Source organism: Natrialba asiatica DSM 12278 (assembly GCF_000337555.1).
GTDB classification, from domain to species: Archaea; Halobacteriota; Halobacteria; order Halobacteriales; family Natrialbaceae; genus Natrialba; species Natrialba asiatica.
Genome location: NZ_AOIO01000020.1, coordinates 26,520 through 50,989, shown reverse-complemented (window position 1 = coordinate 50,989; position 24,470 = coordinate 26,520). Strand labels below are relative to the sequence as shown.

The following is a 24,470-nucleotide window of genomic DNA, read 5'->3' as shown; positions in this document are numbered from 1 at the left end:
CTTCGAAACACCCTCCCGTCGCCGTGATCGTTCGCCGACCGTCACGGTGACCATTATAAACATCCGCGCATTCCACGGATCACACTGTTCGTCGGGTGTTCCCTATTGACTACCACCGGGACTCACCCCGTCGTGAGCCCCGACTCGATACCCATGACCGACACCGACCTGATTCAGGACATCGACGCATCGCTCGAGCAATCCGACGACGAACTCGAAGACGACCTCCCGGAACTGCTCGGCCGAATGGAGGGCCAGACCGAGGATCTCGTCCGCGAGCACCCAGAGACGTTCGGCCGCGTGGTAGCGCGGATGGAGACGATGGACATCGCATCGTTCGTCTCCGAGAACCCCGAGACCGCGGATCAGTTCCAGGAACTGCTCTGGGCCGGCATGAACGTCCTCGTCGAGAGTTCACCCGAGGTGAAAGAAAGCATCGACGACGACATCACCGTCAATTTCGAGGCCGAGGACTGCCCGATGGCCGGCCACCTCGAGGTCGACGGGACCGAGCAGACGATGACCGGCGGGGCGGGCACGCTCGACGACCCGATGCTCGAGATCACCGGCCCGGCGGACACGCTCGTCGGGCTCATCGTCGGCCGCGTCGATCCGATTCAGGGGTTCATGCAACAGCAGTACCAGATGGACGGCCCGGTCCACAAAGGCACCCGCCTCGCACCGATCATGAACTCGCTGTCCGACCAGGTTCCCGCATCCGCGGAGTCGTAAATGCGCCTGACCGACGACCAGACGGCGTTTCGCGATGACCTCCGAACGTACCTCGAAACCGAAATCGAGCCGATCGTCGACGAGGCGGATCGCAACGGGCCGATGACCCGGGACGAACTCGTGGGCTACCTCGACGATCTTCAAGAACTCGGGATCGGCTTTACACCGGCTACGGTCCACCGATACTTCGGGGACGTCTGGCGGTTCGTCATCGCTTCGGAGGAGATCAGCCGCGTCTGGCCGAGTCTGAACGTCGCCCTGCAGATGTCGTTTCCGGCGCTGTTCGTCCGGTTTGCGGCCGACGAGACGCGACAGGCGATGCTGCCGAAACTCGAAGAGAACCGGTGTATCGGCTGTCTCGCGGTGACCGAACCCGAAGGCGGCAGCGATACGGCCCACCCGAACACCGTCGCGCGCAAGGACGGCGAGGCGTTCGTGCTGAACGGCGAGAAGGTCTGGGTCGGTAACGCCCAGATCGCCGACGTTGCGCTCGTCGTCGCTCACGACGCATCGGAGGACGTTCAGGACCTGTTCCTGGTCGACCGGGCGAACGCCGACTTCGAAACCGAGGAGATGAACAAACTGGGCTGGAAGGGCGTCCCGAACGGCCGCATGACGTTCGACGACGTTCGCGTTCCGGTCGAGAACCGCTTTTCGACGATCTTCGGCGACGCCATCGCCGACGGCCACGACATCTCCGAGATCGTGCCGTTCCCGGAGAGCGTCAGTCAACTCTTCTTCGAGCACAAGCCGTTGAACGTGATGTTCTCGTTCATGCGGACGGGGATGGCGTTCATGGCCGTCGGGATCATGCAGGCCGCGTTCGACGACGCGCTCGCCTACGCCCAGGATCGGGAGACGTTCGGCGACCCGATCGCGCAGCATCAGTTGGTACAGGAGAAACTCTACGACGTTCGGGCGGCGATCGAAGCCTCGAGGGGTCTTTCGCGGCGCGCCGCCGAGGCGCTCGTCGAGGGCAACCCCGACGCGCGATTGCTCTCGTCGCTCGCAAAGGGCTACGCCTGCGAGCAGTCGATCGAAGCGACGAGCGACGCGCTCCAGGTTCTCGGTGCCGCGGGGCTCGATCTCGAGAACCGGATGGAGCGGTACTACCGCGACGCCCGGGTAATGACGATCCCGGACGGAACGACCGAGATCCAGAAGCTCATCGTCGGCAAGGAACTGACCGGAATGAGTGCGTACTGATCGTCGCCGATCCCGCGAGTTCACCGCCCGCGGTCGTCGTCCGTCCCGACGACGATTTGGTCGCTGACTCGCTCGATCCGGCTGACGGGGATTCGCAGCCGGTCGTCGTCGGTGCGGGGCGTGATCGAGGAGGGGGAGTGGTCGTCGGGGTCGACGACGAGATCGCGGAGCGCGCCGGACTTGGGTTCGATCGTAATGGTGTGGAGCGTGCCGAACGCGGTGCCATCGGTTCCGACGATTGTCTTTCCGCCGAGGTCCCGTGCGAATAGTTCGTCCATACCTTCTCGGGCCCACATCCCGATAGTAAACGATTGCGGTCGTCGGACGGCACTCGCGGCGGCCCGTGCGATCGGAGCCGTCCGGCAAGCTATCGAACCAGTTCGGGCGTCCCGGTGTGAGAACCGCCGATCGGCGCTTTTTGGACCGATCCAGGATCGGACTACACCGTATAAACGACCCCGGATACGCGGAACAATACTGAGGCACGGTACCACCGAACTCGATAGCAGGGTATGGCAGATGGAGACACCAGCGCCGATCACGACGCCGGTTCGAATTCCGACGCCGAGACGACCACCCCAACCGCCGACACCGATGCGCCGCCGTTTCGGATCGTCCTGAACTCGGTCGACGAGTGGCTCGCATCCCTCGAGTGCAGCGTGCGGGAGATCGAGGCCGCCGTTGCGGGTGGCCTCGCGGGCGGGTTTCAGGCGGCGCTGGTGCTCCAACTGTACGATACCGACGCGATCAGACGCATCGGCGGGGGCTTCGGATCGCCGACGTTAGACGGCGGCTGGCTCGCGATGTTCGCGCTGGGCGTGCTGTTCGCGCTCCCGTTTAGCCTGGTCGTCTCGCGGTCGATCGATTCGTTCGTCGGGACGGTGATGGCGCTCTCGAGCCGCAACGAGTCCCTTCGGCGGCTCCTCACGCCGCTTCTCAAGCGGTCCGCACTCGCGACGACCACGTTCGCGCTCGGGAACGGATACGGGATCGTCGTGGGTGCGGTCAGTTCCCTGTTCCTCGTCCCGGGCTGGCTCCCGGTCGCGATGGGCGCCTCGACGCCGTTTTCGAACGTCACAGTCGCCGGCGTCGTCGGCGTCCTCGCGTGGGCGATTTACGGGGGGACGCTCGGGCTGGTGTACGGACTGATTCTCGAGTCCTGAACGCACGAGGCGCGTCTCCGGCTCAGAAGATGAATCGCGTGTCGACGTCGGCGGCGATCTCCGCGAGATCGACCGCCGCGTCGGAGTACTGCAGGATCTTCTGCATGTCGCCGTCGATCTCGAACTCGCCGGACATCAGCATGTTGATGACGTCGCCCTCGCCGCGGACGAGGTCGGTCCAGGTGTCGTAGTCGCCGATGAGTCGAAAGCCGTGCTCTCGGTCGTCGAGGTCGAGCATCGTATCCACCGATTCGCACTCGCCGTCGTAGAGTTCGAGATACGCGTAGATCGTGCCGTCGTCGGCCACGTTCTCCTCGAGTTGGGGTATCAGTTCGTCGAGGTTGGCCGGCAGTTCCGTCCGGAGCGCCGGCCAGGTACGATCGGGAAGCGCCGCCATGGTCGTCCCTCGAACCTCGGCGGTAACGCGCTCCTCGAGCGAACCGTTGCGGGACTCGATGCGCTCTCGGGCACCCGCCGGCGCTTGTTCGAGAACCGCTTCGAGTCGGTCGTCGGAGAGCGCGGAGAGGTCGTCTTCGACCGACTCGACGAGTTCGGACGGGAGGTCGGCGACCGTCGTGGAGTCGAGCGGAACGGCCTCGATCTGGAAGACGAACGAGCCGTCGAAGTCGACGCCCCACCCGGCCGAGTGGTCGGCGTAGGCGTCGTTTTCGTCGATCGCCGCGCGGTACTGCTCGAGCCACGGCTCCGTCGGGAAGTACTGTTCGATCGGTCGGCGTTGTTGCGTGCTCATCTGGGTTTCCGGGCCGCGGTGGACCCGATCTAGAACTGTGCTCATTGTGAACTCTTGTTGTGATTTCTCCGGGTATACGAGGGGGTTTATCACGGGCGGTGGCCGTAAACTTCGTTTGCGCGCCTGCCAGTCCGTACACTCCGTTCGCTGCTCCTGTCAGTCCGTACATCAGTTCGTTACTCTCGTCAGTCGCTCCCGGGGGACCGATATATACTCCCTCGGATTCGCGGACGAACGCTGAAGCGATCGACTGCAGTGCGTACACGCATGGCCGACTGGTTTCCGTCCGAAGAATGGCTCGAGAGCTACCGCAGGAACCTCGCCGAAGACGACGCGTACGCGGCGGCGAGCGAGGGCTGGGGCGTCGGTTTCGACGGCGACTTCCGCTTCGTCCTGACGCACCTTCCCCTCGAAGAGACGACGCTCGGCGACCTTCCCGACGCGTTGACCGCCGAGCTATTCGACCGGATCGACGCGCTCTCCGCCACCGAGTTCGATCGGTTACGGGAGACGGCGACGCCGGCCTTCGACGAGCGATTCGCCGCCGCCGACGGCGACGGCAACGACGACGACGAACGAGTTCGATTCCGACGGGCACTCTCGACCGTCGCGCTCGCCGACGTGCCGACCGTCGTCTGGCCGGCGCTCGAGACGCATATTCGGGGCGACCTCGAGTCACTGCTCGCACAACTGGAGGCGTACGTCGTCGACGGATCGACGGTGTACGCCCATCTCGCGCTCGAAGACGGCGACTGCGAGCGAGCGGAACTCGTCGCCGATCCGTCGGCTCGCGATCCGGGATTCGAACTCGAAGCGCCCTACGAGACCTGGTCCGAACTCGTCGAGGGTGCCGACGTGATCGAGTCGGTGATGTCGAACGAGATGGCGCTCGACGGGGACGTGACGCGAGTGCTTCACTACGGGGATGCGGCGGCGGCGATGGGTGATGTCGCCGGCGAGACCGACGCGCGGCACCTGTTCTGAGCGGCGGGCCGCGGTGGATCACGCCGTCGTGTGTCCCGCGCGGGCTCTTGGCTCGCATAACCCTTACCACGCGAGTGACAACCGCTCGCCCGGCCGGACGGAGGCGGACGAGAGAAACGCGAGCGGAAGGACTTCAACTCCCGCGTATTCGAGCGGGTACGCTCATTGGTAACTGCGGCGAAGCGTTCCTGTGTCACAATCTACCACACAGTCAGGATTCCAGGCCGAACGGATCGATACCTCGAGTAAGTGGTACGACCTCTTCCAGAAGGGGGTCGAGCTCGGGACGTGGAACGTCGAAAAACTGTTCGACGAGGTCGGCTTCGAGGAGGACCGAGCGATTTGGGAATCGCTCGAACCCGGCGAGCGAAAGCAGATTCGATACCTGCTGTCGGGATTCCTTGACGGCGAGTTCGCCGTCGGCGAGGATGCGAGTCACCACCTCCAGCGCATCGCGGGCGCGCCGTGTTTCGACGACAACGAGGAGATGGAGATGTACATGACGATGTTCACCCTGACCGAGCACAAGCACACGCAGTTCCTCGACGTGTACATGCACGAGGTGATGGGCGAGCAGGACGTGTTCGCCGACCTCAACCCGAAACGCGGCGGCGCTCGGATCCCGATCGTCCAGGCGACCGGCCTCGGCGAAATCTTCGATCGGCAGGGCCAACTCACGGCCAGGGCCGCCCACTCGAGGGACCCGGTCGACATCGCGAAGGCGCTGACGGTCTACCACATGATCGTCGAGGGACTGCTCGCTCGCGGCGGCTTCTACTCGATCAACAAACTCTCCCGGAACGCGCCGCTACCGCTTTTGAATCACGGGTTCAAGTTCATCAGCACCGACGAGGGACGACACATGACCCACGGCGTCGAAGCGCTCTCCGAACTCATCGCGAAGGAACGCGCCGGGGAACCCGAGTTCCAGGGAGTCAGCCAGGCGATCGTCGACGTTCTGTACGAGAACGTCCCGGCGGTCGCGGACTTCGGCTACATGTTCACGGACGCCGTCGACGATCCGCTCGAAATCAACTTTAACGACCTCCTGATGCGGGTCGGACACCTCATCGACGGCCAGTTCAACGAAGCGCTCGATCTCGACATGGACCACCGGACCGTCGTCGGCCGCGTCGCCGACCGCCACCAGGAGTGTCTCGAGAGGGACATCGACGACGCGGTTCGGACGTATCGGGACCTGTACCAGCGAAAGCGCGGCGTCGAAGCCGCGGCCGACGGAGGGCGATAATATGACGGACAACGCGGACCCCACGAACGCGACTGATGCGCCAGCCGACACCGCCACTGCGACCGACGCGGACACCGAACCGACCGAACTAACCGAACTCGCGCGCGGAGCCGAGTTCACCGCTACGGAGGAGGAGGTTGCCGAGGCGATCGAGGACGCCGCCGCCGAACTCGGCCAGAGCGCCGACGAGGTCCGCGAGAACGTCGCCTACATCATGGATTCGACGTTCGAGGACGAGGGCGTCAGCACCTCGTTCAACGAGAGTATCAGCGGCACCAGTCTCGATCACGACGAGGTGGGGACCGGCGATCCGCGCCTGGAGGCGCTGGAACTGTACGAGCTTCGCCAGCGGATCTAAACGGAGATGTACGAGATCACGTTTTACTTCGAGGACGGGACGGAGACGATCGAGGTCGCCCCCGACGAGTTCGTCCTCGACGCGGCCGAGCGAGCCGGACTCGAACTGCCCCACTCCTGTCGGAACGGCATGTGTACCTCGTGTGCCGGCGAACTGCTCGCGGGGGACCTCGACGGTGGCGGGACGGCGCTCACGCCGGACCAGGAGGCCGACGGCTACGTGCTGCTGTGTTGTTCGTCCCCGCGAGCGGACTGTGAGATTCGGGTGGGCGAGCGCGTCCAGAACGAACTACTCGGTCTCGACGCGCTGTGAGCCGTCTGTCGCCGACCGCTGTCGCGTTGGGCATGCGATCCGGTGAGGCGGTCGCTTCCCGTTTAAAGAGCCCCGCGTTTCCGAGGGATCACGCTGACGAGCGGGAGCGACGATGGCTTGTCCATAGATGCATGTGATTCACACACAGCCACCACGAACCGAACGCTGGGCAATCGTCGCGCTCGAACCGGCACCGATCCGCGGCCGCCGCGCGCCGGAGGGCCGGTGATCGTCGATGCAGGAGCAGTTTTACGACCGGGCGCGCTACGAGGTGAGCGACGCCGTCCGCGAACGCCACCGGGCCGCGGCCGAGACGGTCGTCTCGCGCGAGCGGTACGGGCACCTGATCGCCGGCGAGTGGGTCGACGCCGCGACGGGCGAGGACGGCGTCGCCATCGACGCGACGACGGGCGCTGAACTCGCGACCGTACAACGCGGCACTCCCGAGGACGTAGACCGGGCCGTCGAGGCCGCACGGGCGGCCGTCGAGGGGAGCTGGGGACAGCTCACGCCCGGACAACGGGCCGACCGACTCGGGGAGATCGCCGATCGGCTGGCAGGTCGGACGACGGAAATCGCGAAACTCGACAGCCTCGAGACCGGGAAGCCGAACCTCCACGCGCTGTTTGTCGACTGCGAGGTGCTGGTCGAGCAGTTCCGCCACTTCGCGGCGCTCGCGCGCTCGACCGACGAAGGGCGCGTCGTCCCGACGGGGGACGAAAAACGCGTCTTCACGCACCGGGAGCCCTACGGCGTCGTCGGCGCGATCTCCGCGTGGAACTTCCCCGCGATGTTCGTCGCGTGGAAGCTCGGCCCGGCGCTTGCAGCCGGCAACGCGGTGGTCTTCAAGCCCTCCGAGCGAGCCGCGCTTTCCTCCCTCGCGGTCGCGCGAATCTGCGACCGAGTGCTGCCGCCGGGGACCGTCAACGTCGTCACCGGTACCGGCGACGCGGTCGGGGCAGCGATGACCTCTCACGAGGACATCGACAAACTGAGTCTGACCGGCTCGCGCGCGGCGGGCGTCGCAACCCTCGAGAACGCCGCACAGACGATTACGCCGACCTCGCTCGAACTCGGCGGCAAGAGTCCGAACATCGTCTTCCCCGACGCCGATCTCGAGCGGGCGATCGAGGGGACGCTCGTGAGTATCTTCTTCAACTCCGGCCAGCAGTGTACCGCCGGCTCGCGGCTGTACCTCCACGAAGACATCGCCGCCGAGTTCATCGAACGCCTTCGCGATGCCGTCGCCGGCCTCGTCGTCGGCGATCCGCTCGCCCCCGCGACGGACGTCGGACCGATGATCGACCACGCACACCGGGAGCGCGTTCGCGAGTACGTCGAGACGGCCGTCGCCGAGGGCGCGACGGTTGCCGCCGGTGGAACCGGCGGGATCGAAGGTGAACTCGAGGGAGCACCCTTCGTTCGGCCGACGGTGTTGACCGACGTCGGCGACGACGACTGCATCGGCTGCGAGGAGGTGTTCGGCCCCGTACTCTCCGTCTTCGAGTGGCGCGACCCCGAGGAGGTCCTTCGACGAGCGAACGACACGTCCTACGGCCTCGCCGCGGGCGTCTGGACCGAAGACCTCCGAACGGCCCACGAGTTCGCCGCCGAACTCGAGGCGGGGACGGTCTGGATCAACACCTACAACGACCTCTTCGATCCGGCACCCCACGGCGGCTACAAGGAAAGCGGGACGGGACGTGAACTCGCCGAAGAGGCGCTCGCGGAATACTCGCAGGTGAAGACGGTGAAGGTGAATCTGGGCGGCGTTCCGAAGATGGGCTGACCGAGCGCTAGCGGTCGGCGACCCGCCTCGGATGGCGGCGCTTGTGGCGCGTCGATAGCTGCGCCCATTACATAATGATCGATGATTAATTTTATGGGGGCGGATCTCGTGTGACCGGCTATGAAAGCAGTCGTGTTCCAGGGCGTGGACGAACCGCTCGCGGTCGAGGACGTAGATCGGCCGGAGTGCGAGCCGGACGGCGTCGTCGTCGAGACCGAAGCCTGCGGCATCTGTCGGAGCGACTGGCACGCGTGGCAGGGCGACTGGGACTGGATCGGACTGGTCCCGTCGCCGGGATTGATATTCGGCCACGAACCCGTCGGTCGCGTCGTCGAGGTCGGCGAGAACGTCGAGCGCGTCGGCGAGGGCGACCGCGTGACGAATCCGTTCAACCTGAGCGACGGGACGTGTCCCCACTGTCGAGCGGGACGGGCGAACATCTGCGAACGGTCCGTTCCGATGGGATTCGTCCCGTTCCAGCAGGGTGCCTTCGCCGAGGAGTACCCGGTTCGAAACGCCGACCAGAACCTCGTTCAGGTTCCCGACTCGGTCGATGCCGCGGAAGTCGCGGGTCTGGGCTGTCGGTTCGCCACCGCCTTCCACGGCGTCGTTCACCGCGTGGACGTCACCGCCGGCGACTGGGTTGCGGTCCACGGCTGCGGCGGCGTCGGACTCTCCGCGACCCACGTCGCGAGCGCGCTCGGCGCGAACGTGATCGCCGTCGACATCGCCGCCGACAAACTCGCCATGGCCGAGGAAGTCGGTGCCGTCGAGACCGTCGACGCGACGGCCGTCGACGACGTTCCGCAGGCCGTGAAAGCCCACACCGAGCGGAGTCGCGGCGTCGCCGTCTCGATCGACGCCCTCGGCGTCGCGGAGACGGTTCAAAACTCGGTGAACTCGCTCGGAAAGGGCGGTCAGCACCTCCAGATCGGGATGACGACGTCGGACGAGGCCGGCGAGATCGCCGTGCCGATCGATACGATGGTCACCGACGAACGCGAGTTCTACGGCTCGTACGGTATGCCGCCGAACGAGTACGACGAAATCTTCCGGATGATGACGGCGGGGACGATCGATCCGGGAACGATCGTCACGGAAACCTGTTCGCTCGAGGACGTGCCCGACGTGATGGACCGCCTCGGCGAGTACGACACCCTGGGTATCCCGGTCTGTACCGAGTTCTAGAACGCGGACCCGAACCTATCGACTGACGAAGGGCCGGGACGGCGACGATTCAACCATTGCTCGGCGTGACGCTCGTCCTCCCCGCCGCGGGCCAAGGCTGGGTCAGACGGCGCGATATCGCCGACCGCTGTCCGTGTGCGACGATTCGAGCATGCAATCACGATCACAGTCACGAACCCCTACCGCGTTCACGCTGCAGTGAAACGGCCGGCGGTTACTGTCGGCAGCCGGCCGGTTTCAGAATGTCGCACGGAGGGGCGTTCGATCACCGGCTCGGAGAATTGTAACCACCTCCGGTTACGAGTTCCCCATAGCTATTTGCACACCGAATGATAACGATATATCGATGTCGATACAACGCCGAGCGTTCATCGCGACAGTCGGGGGTGGTCTCGCCGTCGGCAGTGCGGGCTGTCTCGGAAACGGTGGATCGGACGAAGGCGACGATATGCCGGACGTGAGCGGCGCGTCGCTCACACTTACCACGACGACCAGCACCGACGATTCGGGGCTTCTAAGCGAACTCAACCCGCCGTTCGAGGAGCACTACGGGGTGACGGTCGAACCGGTTCCACAGGGGACCGGAAACGCCATCAAAACGGCTCGCCGCGGCGATTCCGACGTGGTGATGGTCCACGCCCGCTCGCTCGAGGACGAGTTCATGCAGGACGGCTACGGCGTGAACCGGCGCGATCTGATGTTCAACGATTTCGTCGTCGTCGGGCCGCCCGACGATCCGGCCGGAATCAACGGCACCGAGTCGGTTGTCGAGGCGTTCGAAGCGATCGCCGACACCGGTTCGACGTTCGTCTCCCGCGGCGATAATTCGGGGACGTACACGAAAGAACAGGAACTCTGGGGCGAAACGTCGCTCGGGGAGCCCTCGGGCGAGTGGTATCGCAGTATCGGATCCGGCATGGGTGATGCGTTGAACCAGGCGAACCTGGACGGGACCTATACGCTCTCGGACAGGGGAACCTTCCTCTCGATGCGCAGTGATCTCGACCTCGAGATCCACGTGCAGGGACCGATCGAGGGCGGGCCGGAACTGCTCTCGAACCCGTACGGGATCGTCGCGGTCAACCCCGAGATTCACGACAACGTCGAGTACACGCTGGCGATGGCGTACATCGGCTACGTGACGAGTCCCGAGGCGCAATCGATCATCGAGGAGTACACGGCAAACGGCGAGCAGTTGTTCTACCCCGATGCGTTAAGCGAGGACCCGAACTTCCAGCAGTACGTCCCCGAGGGGTGGCAAAGCGACGACGAGACGTAATCGACGTGGTGATAACGCGTGACCGAGCAACGAGACGATACCCGAGGACGAATCCGGTGAACCGATCGTGAGTATCATCCGAACGAGCGCCGCGTCGATGGCCGACTGTAGCGACTGCCTCGGCCAGGCGCCGCACGTGGCGGCGATCGCCCCGCTCCAATCCGAGTTCCCCTTCGAGTGGATCTACATCAGGAGCATCATCGAGGTCTCGCTCTACGTCAGTCTCGTCGCCGTCGCCCTGAGTACCCTCCTGAGCATCCCCGTCGCGCTCGTGCTCGGTTTTACCGAGTTCCGCGGCAAGGGCTTTCTGCGGTCGGTCATCACGACCGGAATGGGCTTTCCGAGCGTCGTCGTGGGGCTTTCGGTCCTGTTTCTCGTCTCCAATCAAGGGCCGCTCGGCTCGCTCGAACTGATCTTCACGACCGAGGCGATGATCCTGTCCCAGTTGGTCCTCGCGACGCCGGTCATCATGGGCGTGAGCCTCGCCGCCGTCTCGAGCGTCGACCAGCAGGTCCGCGATGCGGCCTTCGCGATGGGCGGGACGCGTCTCGATGTCGCACTCGTCACGATCAAAGAGGCCCGGTACGGACTCGTCACCGCCGTCCTCGCCGGATTCGGCCGGGCGATCAGCGAGATCGGCAGCGTCCTCATCGTGGGCGGCAACATCGTCGGATCGGACGGCGAGTCCTACACGCGGACGCTTACGACGGCGATCCGCGTCGAAGCCCGGAACGGCCAGTTCGATACGGCGTTTCTCCTCGGCGCGATTCTCGTCGTCCTCGTCTTGCTCGTCAACGCGCTCGTGATCCGCCTCGGGGGCACCAACGGAGGGTACCGATGACGATGGACGAGTCGGCGACGGCGTCGAGGGACGCGAGTTCGGGACGGACGGTGGACGATCCGTCTTCGACGACGACATCGACGTCAACAGCAACGTCGACGCCGACGCTCCGGGCCGTCGACATCCAGCACGGATACGGCTCCGAAACCGTCCTCGAAACCGTCTCGCTGTCGATCGACGCCGGCGAGGTCGTCGCGATCATCGGGCCTTCGGGAGTCGGCAAGACGACGCTCCTGCGTCTCCTTGCGCTGTTCGAGCAGCCCCGCGACGGGGCGCTGGAGTACGACGGAACCGACGTCTGGGAAATCACGACACAACAGCGTCTCGCCTTCCGCCGGCGGATCGGCATGGTGTTCCAGGACGCCAGCCTCTTCGACGCGAGCGTGCGACGCAACGCCGAGTACGGCCTGCACGTCCGCCAGTCCTGGATCGACCGCCTTCGCCGCGAGTTCGCCGACCTCGTCGGGTTGCGCGACGGAACGAGCGAGGCGCTCGAGGCGCTCGACGTGGTCGGGCTCGCGGACGAACTCGACCGGCACGCGAGTTCGCTCTCGGGCGGAGAGGCCCAGCGCGTCGCGTTTGCACGGGCGCTGGCGTTCGATCCCGACGTGCTCTTGCTCGACGAACCCACGTCGGACCTCGACCCGCGGAATACGGCGGTCATCGAGGATGCGGTCCGCGAGGCGAGCGAGCGCGGGATCGGCGTGGCGATCGCGACGCACGACATGAACCAAGCCCGGCGCGTCGCCGACCGGGTTGCGGTGTTACTCGGCGACGGGATCATCGAGGTCGGCGAGACGAAGACGATGTTCGAAGACCCGGAGGACCCGCGAACGCGAAAGTTCATCGACGGGGAGTTGATTTACTAATGGCGCTGTATTGTCTTCGTATGCCACCAATTCCCGTACGACGGAGGTCACCGTGACCGTCGAGAAGCGGTACCGAACCGAACTCGCCATCGACGGCGTGACGATCGACCGCCGGGACGTCGAGATGCTCGAAGCCATCGACCGCCACGGCTCGATGCACGCCGCCGCCGACGCGCTCGGGCGCTCGTACGCTCGCCTCCAGCGTCGCGTCGTCGAACTCGAGGACGCAGTCGGCGCGGTCGCCAAACGCCGCCGCGGCGGTGCGGACGGCGGCGGAACCGAACTCACGCCCGCGGCTGTCGATCTCCTCCAGCAGTTCGAACGCCACCAGACCGAACTCGACGGCGTCGCCCGCGTCACCGAATCCGTGTTTCCGGGGACCGTGGTCGATCGAACTGGTGAACTCGGGACGGTCGAGACGCCGATCGGTCGGATCGTCGCCCTCGTTCCCGACGACGCGAGGACGGTCGAGGTCGGCGTCCGCTCGGATGCGGTCGTGCTGTCCGATCCGTCGACAGTCGACGCGACAGCGACCGACGATCCGTCGGCGTCCGACGCGTCGACAACCGATAGCGATGCCACAGACGGCGGCGACCCGCGGCGGACGAGCCTTCGAAACCAGTTTACGGGAACCGTCACGGCGATCGACGCCGCCGACGCCATCGCCAGAGTTACGCTCGATCTCGGCGGCGGCGGTGGCGACGGTGACGACGATGGCAACGAGTTCACCCTCCAAACGGTCATCACGCGGACGAGCCTGCAGCGACTCGAACTCGAACCCGGCGCGGCGGTGCGCGCGTCGTTCAAAGCGACGGCGGCACGGACGATTCCGGCGGCACAGAACCGAGAGTAGGAGAATACAGCCCGCCGTTCTCAGACGACGTCGCCTCGAACCGTCACGCCGTCCTGTTGCTCGCGCCAGGCGTGGAGGTCGTGGGCGGCCTCGGTCGCCTCCTCGTCGTCCAGTCCGAGCATCTCCAGGGCCGCGGAGAGCGTCGGCAGCGCGAGTTCGCTCTCGCGGAGTTTCCGGAAGGCCTCGTCGCTTTTCGTGCCCTCGGCCCAGAGGCAGACGCCGCGGGGGTCGAGCAGTTGCGTGTAGTCGCCACGGCGTTTCGCGCCGCGGAGACGCTGGGTGACGTTGTCCTCGAAGGAGGCGTTACAGACTTCGAGGTGGATCGGCTCGTCCTCGTCGCCGAGCAGGTGGGCGGCGAGACACCGTTCGGGAGCGGCGTGGCCGTTCGCGTTCGCTCGCAAGAGGTCGGGATGGTCGTCGGCCCAGTCGGCGCGGACGGATTTGCCGACGCCGGCAATGCCGTGGGAGTCGCGAAATCGGGCGTCCGGGTCGTCTCCGGTGTCGCTGGCGGACGCGCTCCCGTCGCGCAACAGGATGTCCTTCGTCAGGTAGACATCGAGGCGTTCGACCGGGTCGAGGCCGAGCGCGACGTCGCCGAAGGCCCAGACTTCGCGGACGGGCACCGGCAACTGTTCGCGTTCGACGGTGTCGACGAGTTCTTCGAGCCGGGCGACCGCGTCGGCGCGGTCAAATCCACTCATTATGGGTTGGTGGGGTCTCGAGTCGCAAAACGGTTTCTCGTTTTCATTTTCGGTTTCGGCTTCGATTTCGATTTCGATTGCGTTCCCATCCCCGTTCCCGCGCCTGCTCCCAGCGGCGATTCAAACCCGCTTCGATCGATCGGTCGTCACGTACACCGTCTTTCGAACCGTCGCGTGCACCGTCCCGGCCGCGTCGACGAGGTCGACGGTGTAGTGGCGATCGATCGAGTCCGTCTCCGAATCCGCGAGTGCAGCGCGGACCGCAGCCAGTTCCTCGTCGCTGATCGTAAACCGCGCGTACAACGTCTCTTGCCCCGGTTTCTTAAATCGAATGTCGGCCTCTTTGTCCCAGACGGTGAACTCGTCGCCGAGATTCTTGAGGAGCATCATCATGTAGAACGGGTCGGTCGCGGCGTACATGCTGCCGCCGAAGGTCGTTCCGACGTAGTTTCGCGTCCGCCAGGTGTGCGGGAGTTTGATCCGAACCTCCTGCCAGTCAGGCGCGATGTACGTGACGCGGCCGCCGGTGCCGCGGTAGGCCGGAAAGAGGTTGAACCCGATCCGGTAGAGTCGCGCGCGAAGCGAGTCGAACATACGCCGTCTCGGTCGAGTACGCTCAAAGCCGTTGGTAAACCCCGTGTTCGTGTCCGCGCGTTGTCGATGCCTCTGTCCACCGACACCGTCGGACGCCGGCGCGAATCGTGTCAAGAGAGCAGGTTTTTATCCGATCACATCGAATGCCAAGATATGCGACACCGCGTCTTCAACGAAGACGGCGACACTGAACTCGTGTTCGTCATGGGCTGGGGCAACCGCTGGACCCACGAGAACGTCAGTTGGCTCATCGGGAAGCTGACCGACGCCGGCTATCGAGTTCACGCGTTCGAACTCCCGACGAACATCGAGGATTTCAAAGCGGACTGGCTCGAGCCGATCGCGGAGTACGTCCTCGACCTCGAGGAGTACCAGCTGTTGGCCCACAGTTCGGGTGCACTCGTCGCCCAGGCGTTAGACGGCGCGGACGACCACGTCTACCTGAGTCCGTGGTGGGGCTACGGCGCGGACTATCCCGACGCCCTTTTCGATCTGGTTTCGAAGCTCCCGACGACGCTGCCCTGTCTGCCCGTCGGCGAAATGGACCGCGATGCCCTCGGTGAGCAGGCAACCGACCACCAGCTCGCGACGACCCCGCAGTGGGTCTCGCCCGCGTTCGTCCGCGAGACGCGCCACGCCCAACAGGACCTGCTCACGATCGACCACGACGCGGTCGTCTTCTGCTCGCTTCGAGACCCGGTTATCAGCCTCCGCCCGATCGGCGAACGCGTCCCCGCGGAACACGTCGTCCTCTACGACGGCGGTCACGAACTCTTTTCCTCCGCGACGCGGGAGCACTACGTCGACCTCCTGCTCGACGCCCTCGAAGATGGGGCCGAAGCTATCGAAGCGCGGTCGATCGTGCCGGCCTGAGGCGCGATTTCGCACTGCTCGAACGCGAGTCTCCTGACGGGTGCGACCGAGACGGCGAAAGACCGGCCGCGACCATGGAGACGAAACCGACATACGCATTCGACCGCAACCTCTCCGCGATGGACTGCAATCGGTGTGACCAGGATGCGGTCATGCACGCCGCCTATTCCGGATCTCACCTCTGTGCCGATCACTTCCGCGAATCCGTCGCCAAACGAGTGCGCCGTCGCATCCGACGCGACGACCTCGTCCCTCAGGACGCAACCCCCGAGAACCCTCAAACATGGGTCATCGGCCTCTCCGGCGGCAAGGACAGCGTCGTCCTCACACAGCTCCTCCACGACACGTTCGACGACGACCCGCGTATCGAACTCGTCGGCCTGACGATTCACGAGGGCATCGAGGGCTACCGCGACAAGAGCGTCGACGCCTGCGTCGAACTCAGCGACGACCTCGGCATTCACCACGAACTCGTCTCCTACGCGGAGGAGTTCGGCGTTCGGATGGACGACGTCGTCGAGGACGACCCCGAGAATATGGCCGCCTGCGCCTACTGCGGCGTCTTCCGCCGAGACCTGCTCTCGACGTACGCCGATGAACTCGAGGCCGACCTGCTGTTGACGGGGCACAACTTGGACGACGAGGCCCAGACGGCGTTAATGAACTTCCTCGAAGGCGACGTCGAACAGATCGCCAAACACTTCGATGCGAGTCTCGGCCCGCTCTCGAAACGCGAGGACCAGAGCGAGTTCGTGCCGCGCGCCAAACCGCTTCGCGACGTTCCCGAGAAAGAGGTCGCCCTCTACGCCCATCTCGAGGACCTCCCGGCGCACATCACGGAGTGTCCGCACGCGAGCGAAGCCTACCGCGGCGAGATCCAGCAGTTGCTGTACGAGTTAGAGGAGAACCATCCCGGGACGCGCCATTCGATCATCTCGGGCTACGAAGAAGTCGCGGAGATTGCGGCGGACGAGTTCAGCGGCGATGACGGTGCGGACCTTCAGGAGTGCGTCGAGTGTGGGTCGACGACGACGCGTGAGGTCTGCCGGAAGTGTTCGTTGCTCGAGGCGCTCGTTTGAGACGGTTTGCTGTACCGATTTCCCGGCCCAACCGCAGGACAGCGCGTGGGTACGCCGGAACTGACTGACAGCAGTCCGTGAGAGCGCGAATCGGAATCTCCGATGTCGTCGCTGTGTACCGTTCACCCGCGTCGCTGTATGCAATGTGTACGACAGATGCTGCCGTGTCATACATGGCCGACGCTCACGGTGTGTTTTAAACCAAAACTGCACTCGATCGCCTGAAGAGCGACGAGTTTACCGGATAACGTCGACGCCGTTTTGTTTCTCGAGTTCGCTTCGGCCGCCGTCGCTCTGCGCGCCGAATCCCTGTTTGCGTCCGGATTCGACGTTGTTGCTCGCGTCGAAGTCGGCATCGTTGAGCCCTTCGATGCTGGCGCGGGACTTGTCGGCCTGCTTTTGCGTCGTCGGACCGAGAACCTGGGCGCTCTGGACGCCGGTCATGATCGCCATGACGCGGACCTTGCCCTTGTAGTTCTCCTGAATGCGGGCACCCCAGATGACGTTTGCGGAGGCTTCGAGGCGTTCCGTGATGTTGTCCGCGATCCCTTCTGCCTCTTTGAGTGTGAGGTCGGGGCCACCCGTGATGTGGACGAGTCCGCCGGATGCACCGCGGTAGTCGACGTCCAACAGCGGGTGGTTCATCGCATCTTTGACGACCTCGTCGGTTTTGTTCTTGTCCTGGGTTTCGCCGACGAGCATGACGGCGACGCCGCCCTGGTTCATGATCGTGGACATGTCCGCGTAGTCCAGGTTGATCAGGGACGGCTGGGTAATCGTCTCCGAGATGCCTTTGACGGTCTCGGCGATGATCTGGTCCATCACGGAGAACGCCTTGCCGATCGGCAGGTTCGGGACGTAATCGAGCAGCCGGTTGTTGTCCAGCACGATGATGGAGTCGGCCTGCTCGCGGAGTTTCTCGAGACCTTCCTCGGCTTTGACCGTGCGGGCGCGCTCGACGTTAAAGGGCGTCGAGACCATTCCGACGACGATCGCACCCTGCTCTTTGGCGATCTTCGAGACGACGGGGGCGGCACCCGTGCCGGTGCCACCGCCCATCCCCGCGGTCACGAAGACGAGGTCTGCGTCGCCGAGGACTTCCTTGATCGTACTCTGGGCCATCTCCGTCGCCCGTTCGCCCATCGACGGATCGCCACCTGCACCGAGTCCGTTCGTGAGCGACTTGCCGACGAGGATCTTCGTGTCGGCCTCGATCATCTTCAGGTGCTGTTTGTCCGTATTGATCGCAACCGTGTCAGCACCGTCGACACCGATGTTGTACAGCCGATTGATGGTGTTGTTCCCCGCACCACCGCAGCCGACGATGACGATCCGGGGCTCGCCGAACTCGTCTTCGTCCATCGATGCGTCCATCTCACGGGCTTCCTGTTCCGCGTTCTCGAGGGCGTCCTGAACAATATCCTGCATCGTTACACCTTGGCCCAGTTGTGTTTACCGGCCTGTTCGCCGTGGCCGTCGTACTGTTCGTTGATCATTTCCCGGACCGCCGACCGGATCGCCTCACTCCGGTTTGGGAACTCGCCCGAGTCAACCAACTGTTCTACTTCGTCGATCTGCTGTTTCGGAATACGCAGTGTCACACGCTCCATGGTTATATTCCCCGTAGGGTAAGACGGTGGCGCGCCCCTGTCAGACACGTCGTGTCTTACACCGGAACCGCCCGACATCGGGCGATTTCCGCCGTTTTGCATGTGGTGTAAGACGACCGTCTTACGCGAATAAACGGAATACTGTCTTGGATAATAAAACTACCGGCGATCCGGACGATCACTGTCTTACGACAGTCATCGATCTGGCGTCTACGGCTACCTCGACTCCAGTACGTCCGCTGCTGGCGTTCGGCGTCCACAGCCCGGACAGAACGACCAATCGGATCTGAACTCATCGCCGCACTCACAGAACAATCGCCGTGAGGATTTTTCCCCGCAGTTCGGGCAGTAGACGTGGTCGTCGTCAACGGGCTCGCCACACTGTCCACACGTCGTTTGCACCGATTCCGATTGAGTCTGTTCCTGGTCGGCCTGGTGCGGTGAAGGCTGCCCGCTGGCGTTTCGACTCGAGTTCGCTCGTAAACGCTGTGCCGAATCAGCCGATTGGTCGTTTGGCCCTCTGATAGGGTCTTCAGACGACGCTCGTTCGGACACGTGCGTCTCAGATTGCTGGTCAGCCGACTGGAACGCCTGCCCCGCGAGCGAGACGGTGACATTGATGTCCTGTGTCTCACGGTTGCGGACGCGTCCACCACGTCGGTTGTCGCCGGCGTATGACGGCTCCTGTGGACTGGTCTGGCCGACAAGCGACGCGACCTGCTCGGCTACGAGTTCATCGACGCGTTCGCGGACGAGTTCGTCGAGCGTCCGATCGAGTGCCGAACTCCCAGATTCGGCATCGGTTGTCGCGTTCCGCTCCGCGCGGGTATCGGAGACTGGCCCCTCGTGACCGAGGTACGAACGAAGCGCCTGGCGCATTGCCTCGCTCTTCGAAAGATCGAGGGCCTCGAGTTCGTCGACGAGGGCGTCATCGGCGCGGAACGTGATCTTACTCATAACCCGATATACAGGACTATTGATGAGCCACCTATATCAATCATGCTGTTACGTGCTACCAAACTCATTCCAGCAGCTGAAATAATAACCCTTATGTTCCGTTCGGCGACTACGTTTGAGTGCACCCGCCCTTAGCTCAGACTGGTAGAGCAGTCGACTGTAGATCGACTTGCCCCCCGTTCAAATCGGGGAGGGCGGACTCGGATTCTCGCCGGACTGTAGTCAAAACCGGATGGTGACGTTTGCGTCAGTTTTCGAGCTTGTACGCCCTGGTTCTTGTTCGGAGAAGCAACCGGTGAATCCGGAGTGAAGCTCGTTTCCACTCGGGAGTCTCCCTTGCTGGCGAATTTTGTAATGGAAATTCGGGGTGGTCTGGGTGACGATCGTCCAGCGAGCAGAAGATAACACAGCGATCACCGCAGCGGAACGGGCTCTATTCCATTTTCGGCAATAGTGAGATTACGCATAGATAGAGAGGCGGAAGAAGCGGGGAGATCGGTGTCCACCCGATCCAGTTTGCTTTGGCCGAGCGTATCGGAAAGGGGCCAGAAACCGGCTAAGCCGTGCGGTAGTGGTAGGTGGTGATGGTGGTGTTGGAACTACCGCAGGCAGTTAAACAACACGCAGCGAGCGGATAAATGGCTGCGACGATGGCAACCTATGTCGATCGCCCTTCGATCTCGAAGGGGGTCCCCATCGTCCGACGACGGCAAGCACGCAAACGCCGGCCGTCGGCTTTTGGGTCGTGTGGTGATACCGCGCGTATGAGCGAGGATCGTTCAGAACCGGATCGTGATCGTGCTCAGGATCGTGCCGAACAGCGAAAATCCCAGCGAGCGGACACCACCGAGTCGATTCTCGAAGATGTCAACCGCCACCTCGGCGAGATGGAGTACCCGATCACGGGCGAAGAAATCGCGGCGGAGTACGGCAGCGAACCGATCGATATGCCGAACGAGACGGAATCTCTCGGGAGCGTCTTCGATCGGCTGGCCAACGAAGAGTTCGACAGCCAGGAGGAAGCGCGGGAGGCGATTTACGGAGAGATTACAGGCGAGGCGGGGAGTCCGAACGAAGCGAATCCGGAGCGCGATCTCTCGCGGCTAGACGAGGAAAAACAGGGGTCGCTTGGCGAAAGTGGGAGCGACTCGCTTTAAGGGCTGACGAGGCCAATTCGGGCCCCGGAGCGTGATAGCAGAACCGATTTACGTCAGCGTCGTCTGGTTTCGTGTATGGATTACGAGTCGAGTCTCGACCGAGCAATGGACGATGTCCCCGACATTGGGGGCGACGAGCAGCGGTTACAGATTCCGGATGCGGAAACGCAAAAAGACGGCGCGTTTACGCGGTTTACGAACCTGGGCGAGATCGCCGATGTGCTCTCGCGCGAGGACGAACACCTGCACCGATTTATCCAGCGCGAGATGGGGACAAGCGGCAAATTCGAGGACGGGCGTGGTCGGTACAACGGGACGTTCTCGGAGCAGGACTTTAACGCCGCCGTCGAGGCCTACGTCGACGAATACGTTCTCTGTTCGGAGTGTGGCCTGCCGGACACTCGTCTCGTGCGCGAGGACCGGACGCCGATGTTGCGCTGTGACGCCTGCGGTGCGTTCCGCCCCGTCACCAAGCGCTCGGCGAGCACCCAACAGCAACAACAGCAGGAGGCCGTCGAAGAGGGCAAGACCTACACTGTCGAGATCACTGGCACCGGACGCAAGGGCGACGGCGTCGCAGAAAAGGGCGAGTACACGATTTTCGTCCCCGGCGCACAGGAAGGCGACGTGGTCGACATCTACATCAAGAACATTTCGGGTAACCTCGCGTTCGCTCGACTCGACTGACTCCCGGCCCTGCTTCCGTTCGATTACTACCCCGTTCTGTTCCGTTCGTTTTCACGGCGCTGACTCCCACCAGGACGGCCTCGCCAAAACCGCGACCATAAAGTCAACTTGGGCTAGTCACACGAGCGTGGGAGTCTCGTTCGATCTCTTCGACACGCTCGTCACCGCCGACTATCCGACCGATCCAGCCGCCGCCATCGCAACCGAACTCGAGAGCCGCGACGTCTCGGTTCCGGACGATTGGGCTGACGCGTATACCGAAGTGCACATCGATGCACCTGCGGGCGCAGAGACCCCCCTCCCAGCGCACGTTTCTCGCGCGCTCGCGAGCCGCGGCGTCGAGTTCGGCGGCAACGTTCCCAGACGGGCGGTCGTGGCGGCGTTCGATCCCGCCGTCGAGACCAGACCGGGCGCACGGGAGGCGATCGAGGCCGCTCGCTCCCGGGGCCACGCCGTCGCCCTCTGTTCGAACTGTAGCGTCCCCGAACTCGTCGGACGAACGCTCGTTCGATCGGAACTCACACGCGAGGACTTCGACGCGATCGTCACGAGCGTCGGCTGTGGCTGGCGCAAGCCGGCACCCGAAATATTCGAGGTGACCGCCGACGAGTTCGGCGTCGAGCCGTCCGAACTCGTCCACGTCGGCGACGATCCGCGAACGGACGGCGGCGTCGAAGCCGTCGACGGGACGGCGCTGATTCTCGACGCTGACGCGGAACCGACTGCCCGAACGCGTCTACCGAACCTCGACGCGATTGCGGATCGGCTCGCGGCCCTGGAGGTGACCTGAACTCGTGAAACGGGAGCCGGCGTGGCGTCCCGTCACGAACACGGAGGACGGTCCACGGTGCTGACGACGGTCATCGTCCTCGTCGTCGCAGTCGGACTCGACTGGCTCATCGGCGAGCCACCGAACTCGATGCACCCCGTCGCCTGGCTCGGCCGTCTCGTCGGTGCACTCGATCGCGAGTGGAGCGAGAGCGAGCGGCGACAGCGTCTCGTCGGAGGCGCAATTGCACTCTTGGTTCCGCTCGTCCCCGCAGGCGTCGCTGGCGCTGCCGTCCTCGTTTCCACGACGATTTTCCCGCTGCTCGGTGCCGCAATCGCCGCGGTCGTCCTCTTTCTGACGATGAGTCTCCGGTCGCTGCTCGCGCTGACCGACGAGGTCGTGAGCGCGACTGTAGGGAACGCGACGGATCTCGAAACGGCTCGTAGTCGAGTTCGAGGACTCGTCGGACGGGACGTGTCGTCGTTATCGCCGGCCGAGATCCGTAGCGCGGCGGTCGAGAGCGCGGCCGAAAACCTCGCCGACGGCGTCGTGGCGACGGTGCTCCCGTTCGCGGTGCTCGCTCCCGTCTCGCTCCCGGGAGCCGCGGCGGTCGCCGCCTGGGTCAAAGGCGTCAACACGCTGGATTCGATGCTCGGGTATCCGTCGAAACCGATCGGCAGCGCGAGTGCGCGCCTCGACGATGTCGTGATGTGGATTCCCGCCCGCGTGACGGCGGCGGCGATCGCACTCGCTACTGTGGATCCGCTCGCGATCCGCCGCGCCACCGCGTGGACTCGCGCTCCGCCGTCGCCGAACTCGGGCTGGCCGATGGCGACGCTCGCCTGCGCGCTCTCCGTTCGGCTCACGAAACCGGGCGTGTACGACCTCAATCCGACAGCGCCGCTGCCGACGCTGGCGGACGGTTCGCGAGCGACGACTGTTGTCGGGGTGGCAGCAGCCGTCGCGATCCTGTTCGCGATCGTCGCATCGGTCGGAGTCGCTTCGCTCGCTGCTGCGTCCGGCGTCGCGGATGGGCCGGTGGGCGGCACGTTGAACTCGTCGGTCGAATTACTTTCCGTGGGGGTGGATCAATGGTCGTAAACGTCAGACGCTGGGGCCGCGCAATTCGCGGGGCGCTCGGCTTTCTGACGCGGTTCCCGGTCAACCACCACGACGGCGACTGGGACGCGTTCCGCTCGACGCCGGCCGCCTTTCCGCTCGTCGGACTCGCCGCGGGAGCGGTCGCTGCACTCCCGTTACTCGCGGCCGATGTATTGGCACCGCCGACCGTCGCGTTCGGTTACCTCCTCGCCGTATACGCGGTGATGGGGATCAACCACCTCGATGGTGTCGCCGACCTCGGCGACGCGCTCGTAGTCCACGGTGATTCCGACCGCCGCCGGGAGGTCCTGAAGGATACGACGACGGGTGTTGGTGCAATTCTCGCGGTGGCGATCACCGTCGCCGGGCTCGCACTCGCGGGGCTCGGTCTCGCCTCACTGCCGGTCCTGACGGCGGTGACGGTCGCAATCGGAGCCGAAATCGGCGCGAAGTTCGGCATGGCGTCGATGGCCTGCTTCGGCCGCGCACCCTACGAGGGAATGGGCCGGCAGTTCACCGAGGCCGCGAGTTCAGGATCGTGGCTCGTCCCGGCGGCAGTCGTCCTTTCGGCGGCGACGATCGGCTGGCCGCATCCGGCGACGGTCGCCGTCTGCGGCGGAATCGGGGGCGTCACCCTCCCCTGGTACTGGGCGAACCGCCACCTCGGCGGGATCAACGGCGATATCTTCGGCGCGGCGAACGAGCTGGGGCGCGTCGCCGGCGTGCACGCGGGGGTGATCGCGTGGACGCTCTTGTGATGTGCGGCGGAAAGGGAACGCGCCTCGAGAGCGACCGCGAGAAGCCGCTGTACCCGATCGACGGTATTGCAATGGTCGACCGCGTCGTGACCGCGCTCGTACAGAGCCGCATCGGCGTGGTTTACGCGGCGGTATCGCCGAACGCGCCGGAAACCCGCGACCACCTCTCCGCTTCCGACGGTCCCGTGACGACGATCAGCACCGCCGGTGACGGCTACGTCGCCGACCTCCGGGCGGTTCTCGACCGACCGGACGTAACGACGCCGATACTCACCGTCGCCGCCGACCTTCCGCTTCTGGACGCTGCGGTCGTCGAGGAGGTACTCACGGTCTACGACGACCGCGGTCACGCGGGCTCGCTGACCGTCTGCGTCCCCGAGGCCCGTAAACGACGACTCGGAACCAGCATCGATTCCCGACTCGACACGGCCACCTCGCCCGACGAACTCGTCCCGACCGGCATCAACGTTGTCGACGCCACGGCGGACGACTCCACCGCCGAATCCATGACCTACGTAACCGACGATCCGCGACTCGCGATCAACGTGAACCGCCGCGAAGACGCCCGACTTGCGACCGAACGCATCCGTCGTTCGACCGATCGATAACG

The 24,470-nt window shown here is 64.5% G+C and carries 28 protein-coding genes and 1 tRNA gene; 22 read left to right on the top strand and 7 right to left on the bottom strand.

Features of this window, described 5'->3' with window-relative positions; all coding sequences use genetic code 11:
• Window positions 1–153: 153 nt before the first annotated feature.
• Both C481_RS06375 and C481_RS06370 read left to right on the top strand, forming a co-directional pair.
• Window positions 154–732 carry an SCP2 sterol-binding domain-containing protein gene (locus tag C481_RS06375; RefSeq protein WP_006108337.1) on the top strand — a complete coding sequence of 193 codons (579 nt, stop codon included), beginning with the start codon at window positions 154–156 and terminating at the stop codon, window positions 730–732.
• Entirely contained in the window at window positions 733–1,938 is a 1,206-nt protein-coding gene (locus tag C481_RS06370; RefSeq protein WP_006108336.1) for an acyl-CoA dehydrogenase family protein, read from the top strand.
• A 20-nt stretch (window positions 1,939–1,958) separates the two neighbouring features.
• Here the strand turns inward: C481_RS06370 and C481_RS06365 are convergent, their stop codons facing one another.
• Entirely contained in the window at window positions 1,959–2,216 is a 258-nt protein-coding gene (locus C481_RS06365) for a PRC-barrel domain-containing protein (RefSeq protein WP_006108335.1), read from the bottom strand.
• 234 nt (window positions 2,217–2,450) lie between these two features.
• On the opposite strand from C481_RS06365, the gene C481_RS06360 reads away from it, so the two are divergent.
• The gene (locus tag C481_RS06360) at window positions 2,451–3,101 is read left to right on the top strand and encodes a hypothetical protein (RefSeq protein ID WP_006108334.1); all 651 of its coding nucleotides are present in this window, start codon (window positions 2,451–2,453) and stop codon (window positions 3,099–3,101) included.
• A gap of 22 nt (window positions 3,102–3,123) precedes the next feature.
• On the opposite strand, the gene C481_RS06355 is transcribed toward C481_RS06360, so the two are convergent.
• Window positions 3,124–3,897, bottom strand: a complete 774-nt coding sequence (locus tag C481_RS06355; RefSeq protein WP_241434659.1) for an SCP2 sterol-binding domain-containing protein — start codon at window positions 3,895–3,897, stop codon at window positions 3,124–3,126.
• 222 nt (window positions 3,898–4,119) lie between these two features.
• Here C481_RS06355 and C481_RS06350 point away from each other — a divergent pair, with 222 nt between their 5' ends.
• From C481_RS06350 to C481_RS06305, 10 genes are all read left to right on the top strand, one after another.
• A complete protein-coding gene (locus C481_RS06350) occupies window positions 4,120–4,836 on the top strand; it encodes a hypothetical protein (protein ID WP_006108332.1) in 717 nt (238 codons plus the stop codon).
• A 190-nt stretch (window positions 4,837–5,026) separates the two neighbouring features.
• Complete coding sequence (locus tag C481_RS06345) at window positions 5,027–6,085, top strand: ribonucleotide-diphosphate reductase subunit beta (RefSeq protein ID WP_006108331.1); 1,059 nt, start codon at window positions 5,027–5,029, stop codon at window positions 6,083–6,085.
• A gap of 1 nt (window position 6,086) precedes the next feature.
• Window positions 6,087–6,443 carry a hypothetical protein gene (locus C481_RS06340; RefSeq protein ID WP_006108330.1) on the top strand — a complete coding sequence of 119 codons (357 nt, stop codon included), beginning with the start codon at window positions 6,087–6,089 and terminating at the stop codon, window positions 6,441–6,443.
• A 6-nt stretch (window positions 6,444–6,449) separates the two neighbouring features.
• On the top strand, window positions 6,450–6,755 hold the full coding sequence (locus C481_RS06335) for a 2Fe-2S iron-sulfur cluster-binding protein (protein ID WP_006108329.1): 306 nt from the start codon (window positions 6,450–6,452) through the stop codon (window positions 6,753–6,755).
• Between the two features lie 235 nt (window positions 6,756–6,990).
• Complete coding sequence (locus tag C481_RS06330) at window positions 6,991–8,544, top strand: aldehyde dehydrogenase family protein (RefSeq protein WP_006108328.1); 1,554 nt, start codon at window positions 6,991–6,993, stop codon at window positions 8,542–8,544.
• Window positions 8,545–8,664: 120 nt separating this feature from the next.
• Entirely contained in the window at window positions 8,665–9,732 is a 1,068-nt protein-coding gene (locus C481_RS06325) for a zinc-dependent alcohol dehydrogenase family protein (protein WP_006108327.1), read from the top strand.
• 346 nt (window positions 9,733–10,078) lie between these two features.
• On the top strand, window positions 10,079–11,011 hold the full coding sequence (locus C481_RS06320) for a substrate-binding domain-containing protein (RefSeq protein ID WP_006108326.1): 933 nt from the start codon (window positions 10,079–10,081) through the stop codon (window positions 11,009–11,011).
• 97 nt (window positions 11,012–11,108) lie between these two features.
• On the top strand, window positions 11,109–11,852 hold the full coding sequence (locus tag C481_RS06315; protein WP_049904472.1) for an ABC transporter permease: 744 nt from the start codon (window positions 11,109–11,111) through the stop codon (window positions 11,850–11,852).
• A gap of 2 nt (window positions 11,853–11,854) precedes the next feature.
• Window positions 11,855–12,721 carry an amino acid ABC transporter ATP-binding protein gene (locus tag C481_RS06310; protein ID WP_049904467.1) on the top strand — a complete coding sequence of 289 codons (867 nt, stop codon included), beginning with the start codon at window positions 11,855–11,857 and terminating at the stop codon, window positions 12,719–12,721.
• Window positions 12,722–12,773: 52 nt separating this feature from the next.
• Window positions 12,774–13,574 (top strand): TOBE domain-containing protein, encoded by an 801-nt coding sequence (locus C481_RS06305; protein WP_006108323.1) that lies wholly within the window; start codon window positions 12,774–12,776, stop codon window positions 13,572–13,574.
• 20 nt (window positions 13,575–13,594) lie between these two features.
• On the opposite strand, the gene C481_RS06300 is transcribed toward C481_RS06305, so the two are convergent.
• On the bottom strand, window positions 13,595–14,275 hold the full coding sequence (locus C481_RS06300; protein ID WP_006108322.1) for a DUF7095 family protein: 681 nt from the start codon (window positions 14,273–14,275) through the stop codon (window positions 13,595–13,597).
• Window positions 14,276–14,395: 120 nt separating this feature from the next.
• A complete protein-coding gene (locus tag C481_RS06295; protein ID WP_006108321.1) occupies window positions 14,396–14,869 on the bottom strand; it encodes a DUF4442 domain-containing protein in 474 nt (157 codons plus the stop codon).
• 153 nt (window positions 14,870–15,022) lie between these two features.
• Between C481_RS06295 and C481_RS06290 the strand changes: the two genes are divergently transcribed.
• Complete coding sequence (locus C481_RS06290) at window positions 15,023–15,742, top strand: alpha/beta fold hydrolase (protein ID WP_006108320.1); 720 nt, start codon at window positions 15,023–15,025, stop codon at window positions 15,740–15,742.
• Between the two features lie 119 nt (window positions 15,743–15,861).
• A complete protein-coding gene (gene ncsA, locus C481_RS06285) occupies window positions 15,862–16,821 on the top strand; it encodes a tRNA 2-thiolation protein NcsA (protein WP_006108319.1) in 960 nt (319 codons plus the stop codon).
• A 237-nt stretch (window positions 16,822–17,058) separates the two neighbouring features.
• Here ncsA and ftsZ read toward each other — a convergent pair whose 3' ends face one another.
• From ftsZ to C481_RS06270, 3 genes are all read right to left on the bottom strand, one after another.
• Window positions 17,059–18,249: a cell division protein FtsZ gene (ftsZ, locus tag C481_RS06280; RefSeq protein ID WP_006108318.1), complete on the bottom strand. Its 1,191-nt coding sequence runs from the start codon at window positions 18,247–18,249 to the stop codon at window positions 17,059–17,061.
• Window positions 18,250–18,251: 2 nt separating this feature from the next.
• Entirely contained in the window at window positions 18,252–18,431 is a 180-nt protein-coding gene (locus C481_RS06275; protein ID WP_006108317.1) for a ribbon-helix-helix domain-containing protein, read from the bottom strand.
• Window positions 18,432–18,647: 216 nt separating this feature from the next.
• Window positions 18,648–19,388 (bottom strand): double zinc ribbon domain-containing protein, encoded by a 741-nt coding sequence (locus C481_RS06270; RefSeq protein ID WP_006108316.1) that lies wholly within the window; start codon window positions 19,386–19,388, stop codon window positions 18,648–18,650.
• 125 nt (window positions 19,389–19,513) lie between these two features.
• Here C481_RS06270 and C481_RS06265 point away from each other — a divergent pair.
• From C481_RS06265 to C481_RS06235, 7 genes are all read left to right on the top strand, one after another.
• Window positions 19,514–19,587: transfer RNA gene (locus C481_RS06265), tRNA-Tyr, on the top strand.
• Window positions 19,588–20,152: 565 nt separating this feature from the next.
• Window positions 20,153–20,545: a DUF5789 family protein gene (locus C481_RS06260; RefSeq protein ID WP_006108315.1), complete on the top strand. Its 393-nt coding sequence runs from the start codon at window positions 20,153–20,155 to the stop codon at window positions 20,543–20,545.
• Window positions 20,546–20,620: 75 nt separating this feature from the next.
• Window positions 20,621–21,232, top strand: coding sequence for a translation initiation factor IF-2 subunit beta (locus tag C481_RS06255; RefSeq protein WP_006108314.1), 612 nt, complete (start codon window positions 20,621–20,623; stop codon window positions 21,230–21,232).
• 127 nt (window positions 21,233–21,359) lie between these two features.
• Window positions 21,360–22,022 (top strand): HAD family hydrolase, encoded by a 663-nt coding sequence (locus C481_RS06250; protein WP_006108313.1) that lies wholly within the window; start codon window positions 21,360–21,362, stop codon window positions 22,020–22,022.
• Window positions 22,023–22,079: 57 nt separating this feature from the next.
• Entirely contained in the window at window positions 22,080–23,102 is a 1,023-nt protein-coding gene (gene cbiB / locus C481_RS06245) for an adenosylcobinamide-phosphate synthase CbiB (protein ID WP_006108312.1), read from the top strand.
• A complete protein-coding gene (gene cobS / locus C481_RS06240; RefSeq protein WP_006108311.1) occupies window positions 23,093–23,860 on the top strand; it encodes an adenosylcobinamide-GDP ribazoletransferase in 768 nt (255 codons plus the stop codon). Before cbiB ends, cobS begins: the two co-directional genes overlap by 10 nt.
• Window positions 23,860–24,468, top strand: a complete 609-nt coding sequence (locus tag C481_RS06235) for an NTP transferase domain-containing protein (protein WP_006108310.1) — start codon at window positions 23,860–23,862, stop codon at window positions 24,466–24,468. The genes cobS and C481_RS06235 overlap by 1 nt, the downstream gene beginning before the upstream one ends.
• The last annotated feature ends 2 nt before the right edge of the window (window positions 24,469–24,470 follow it).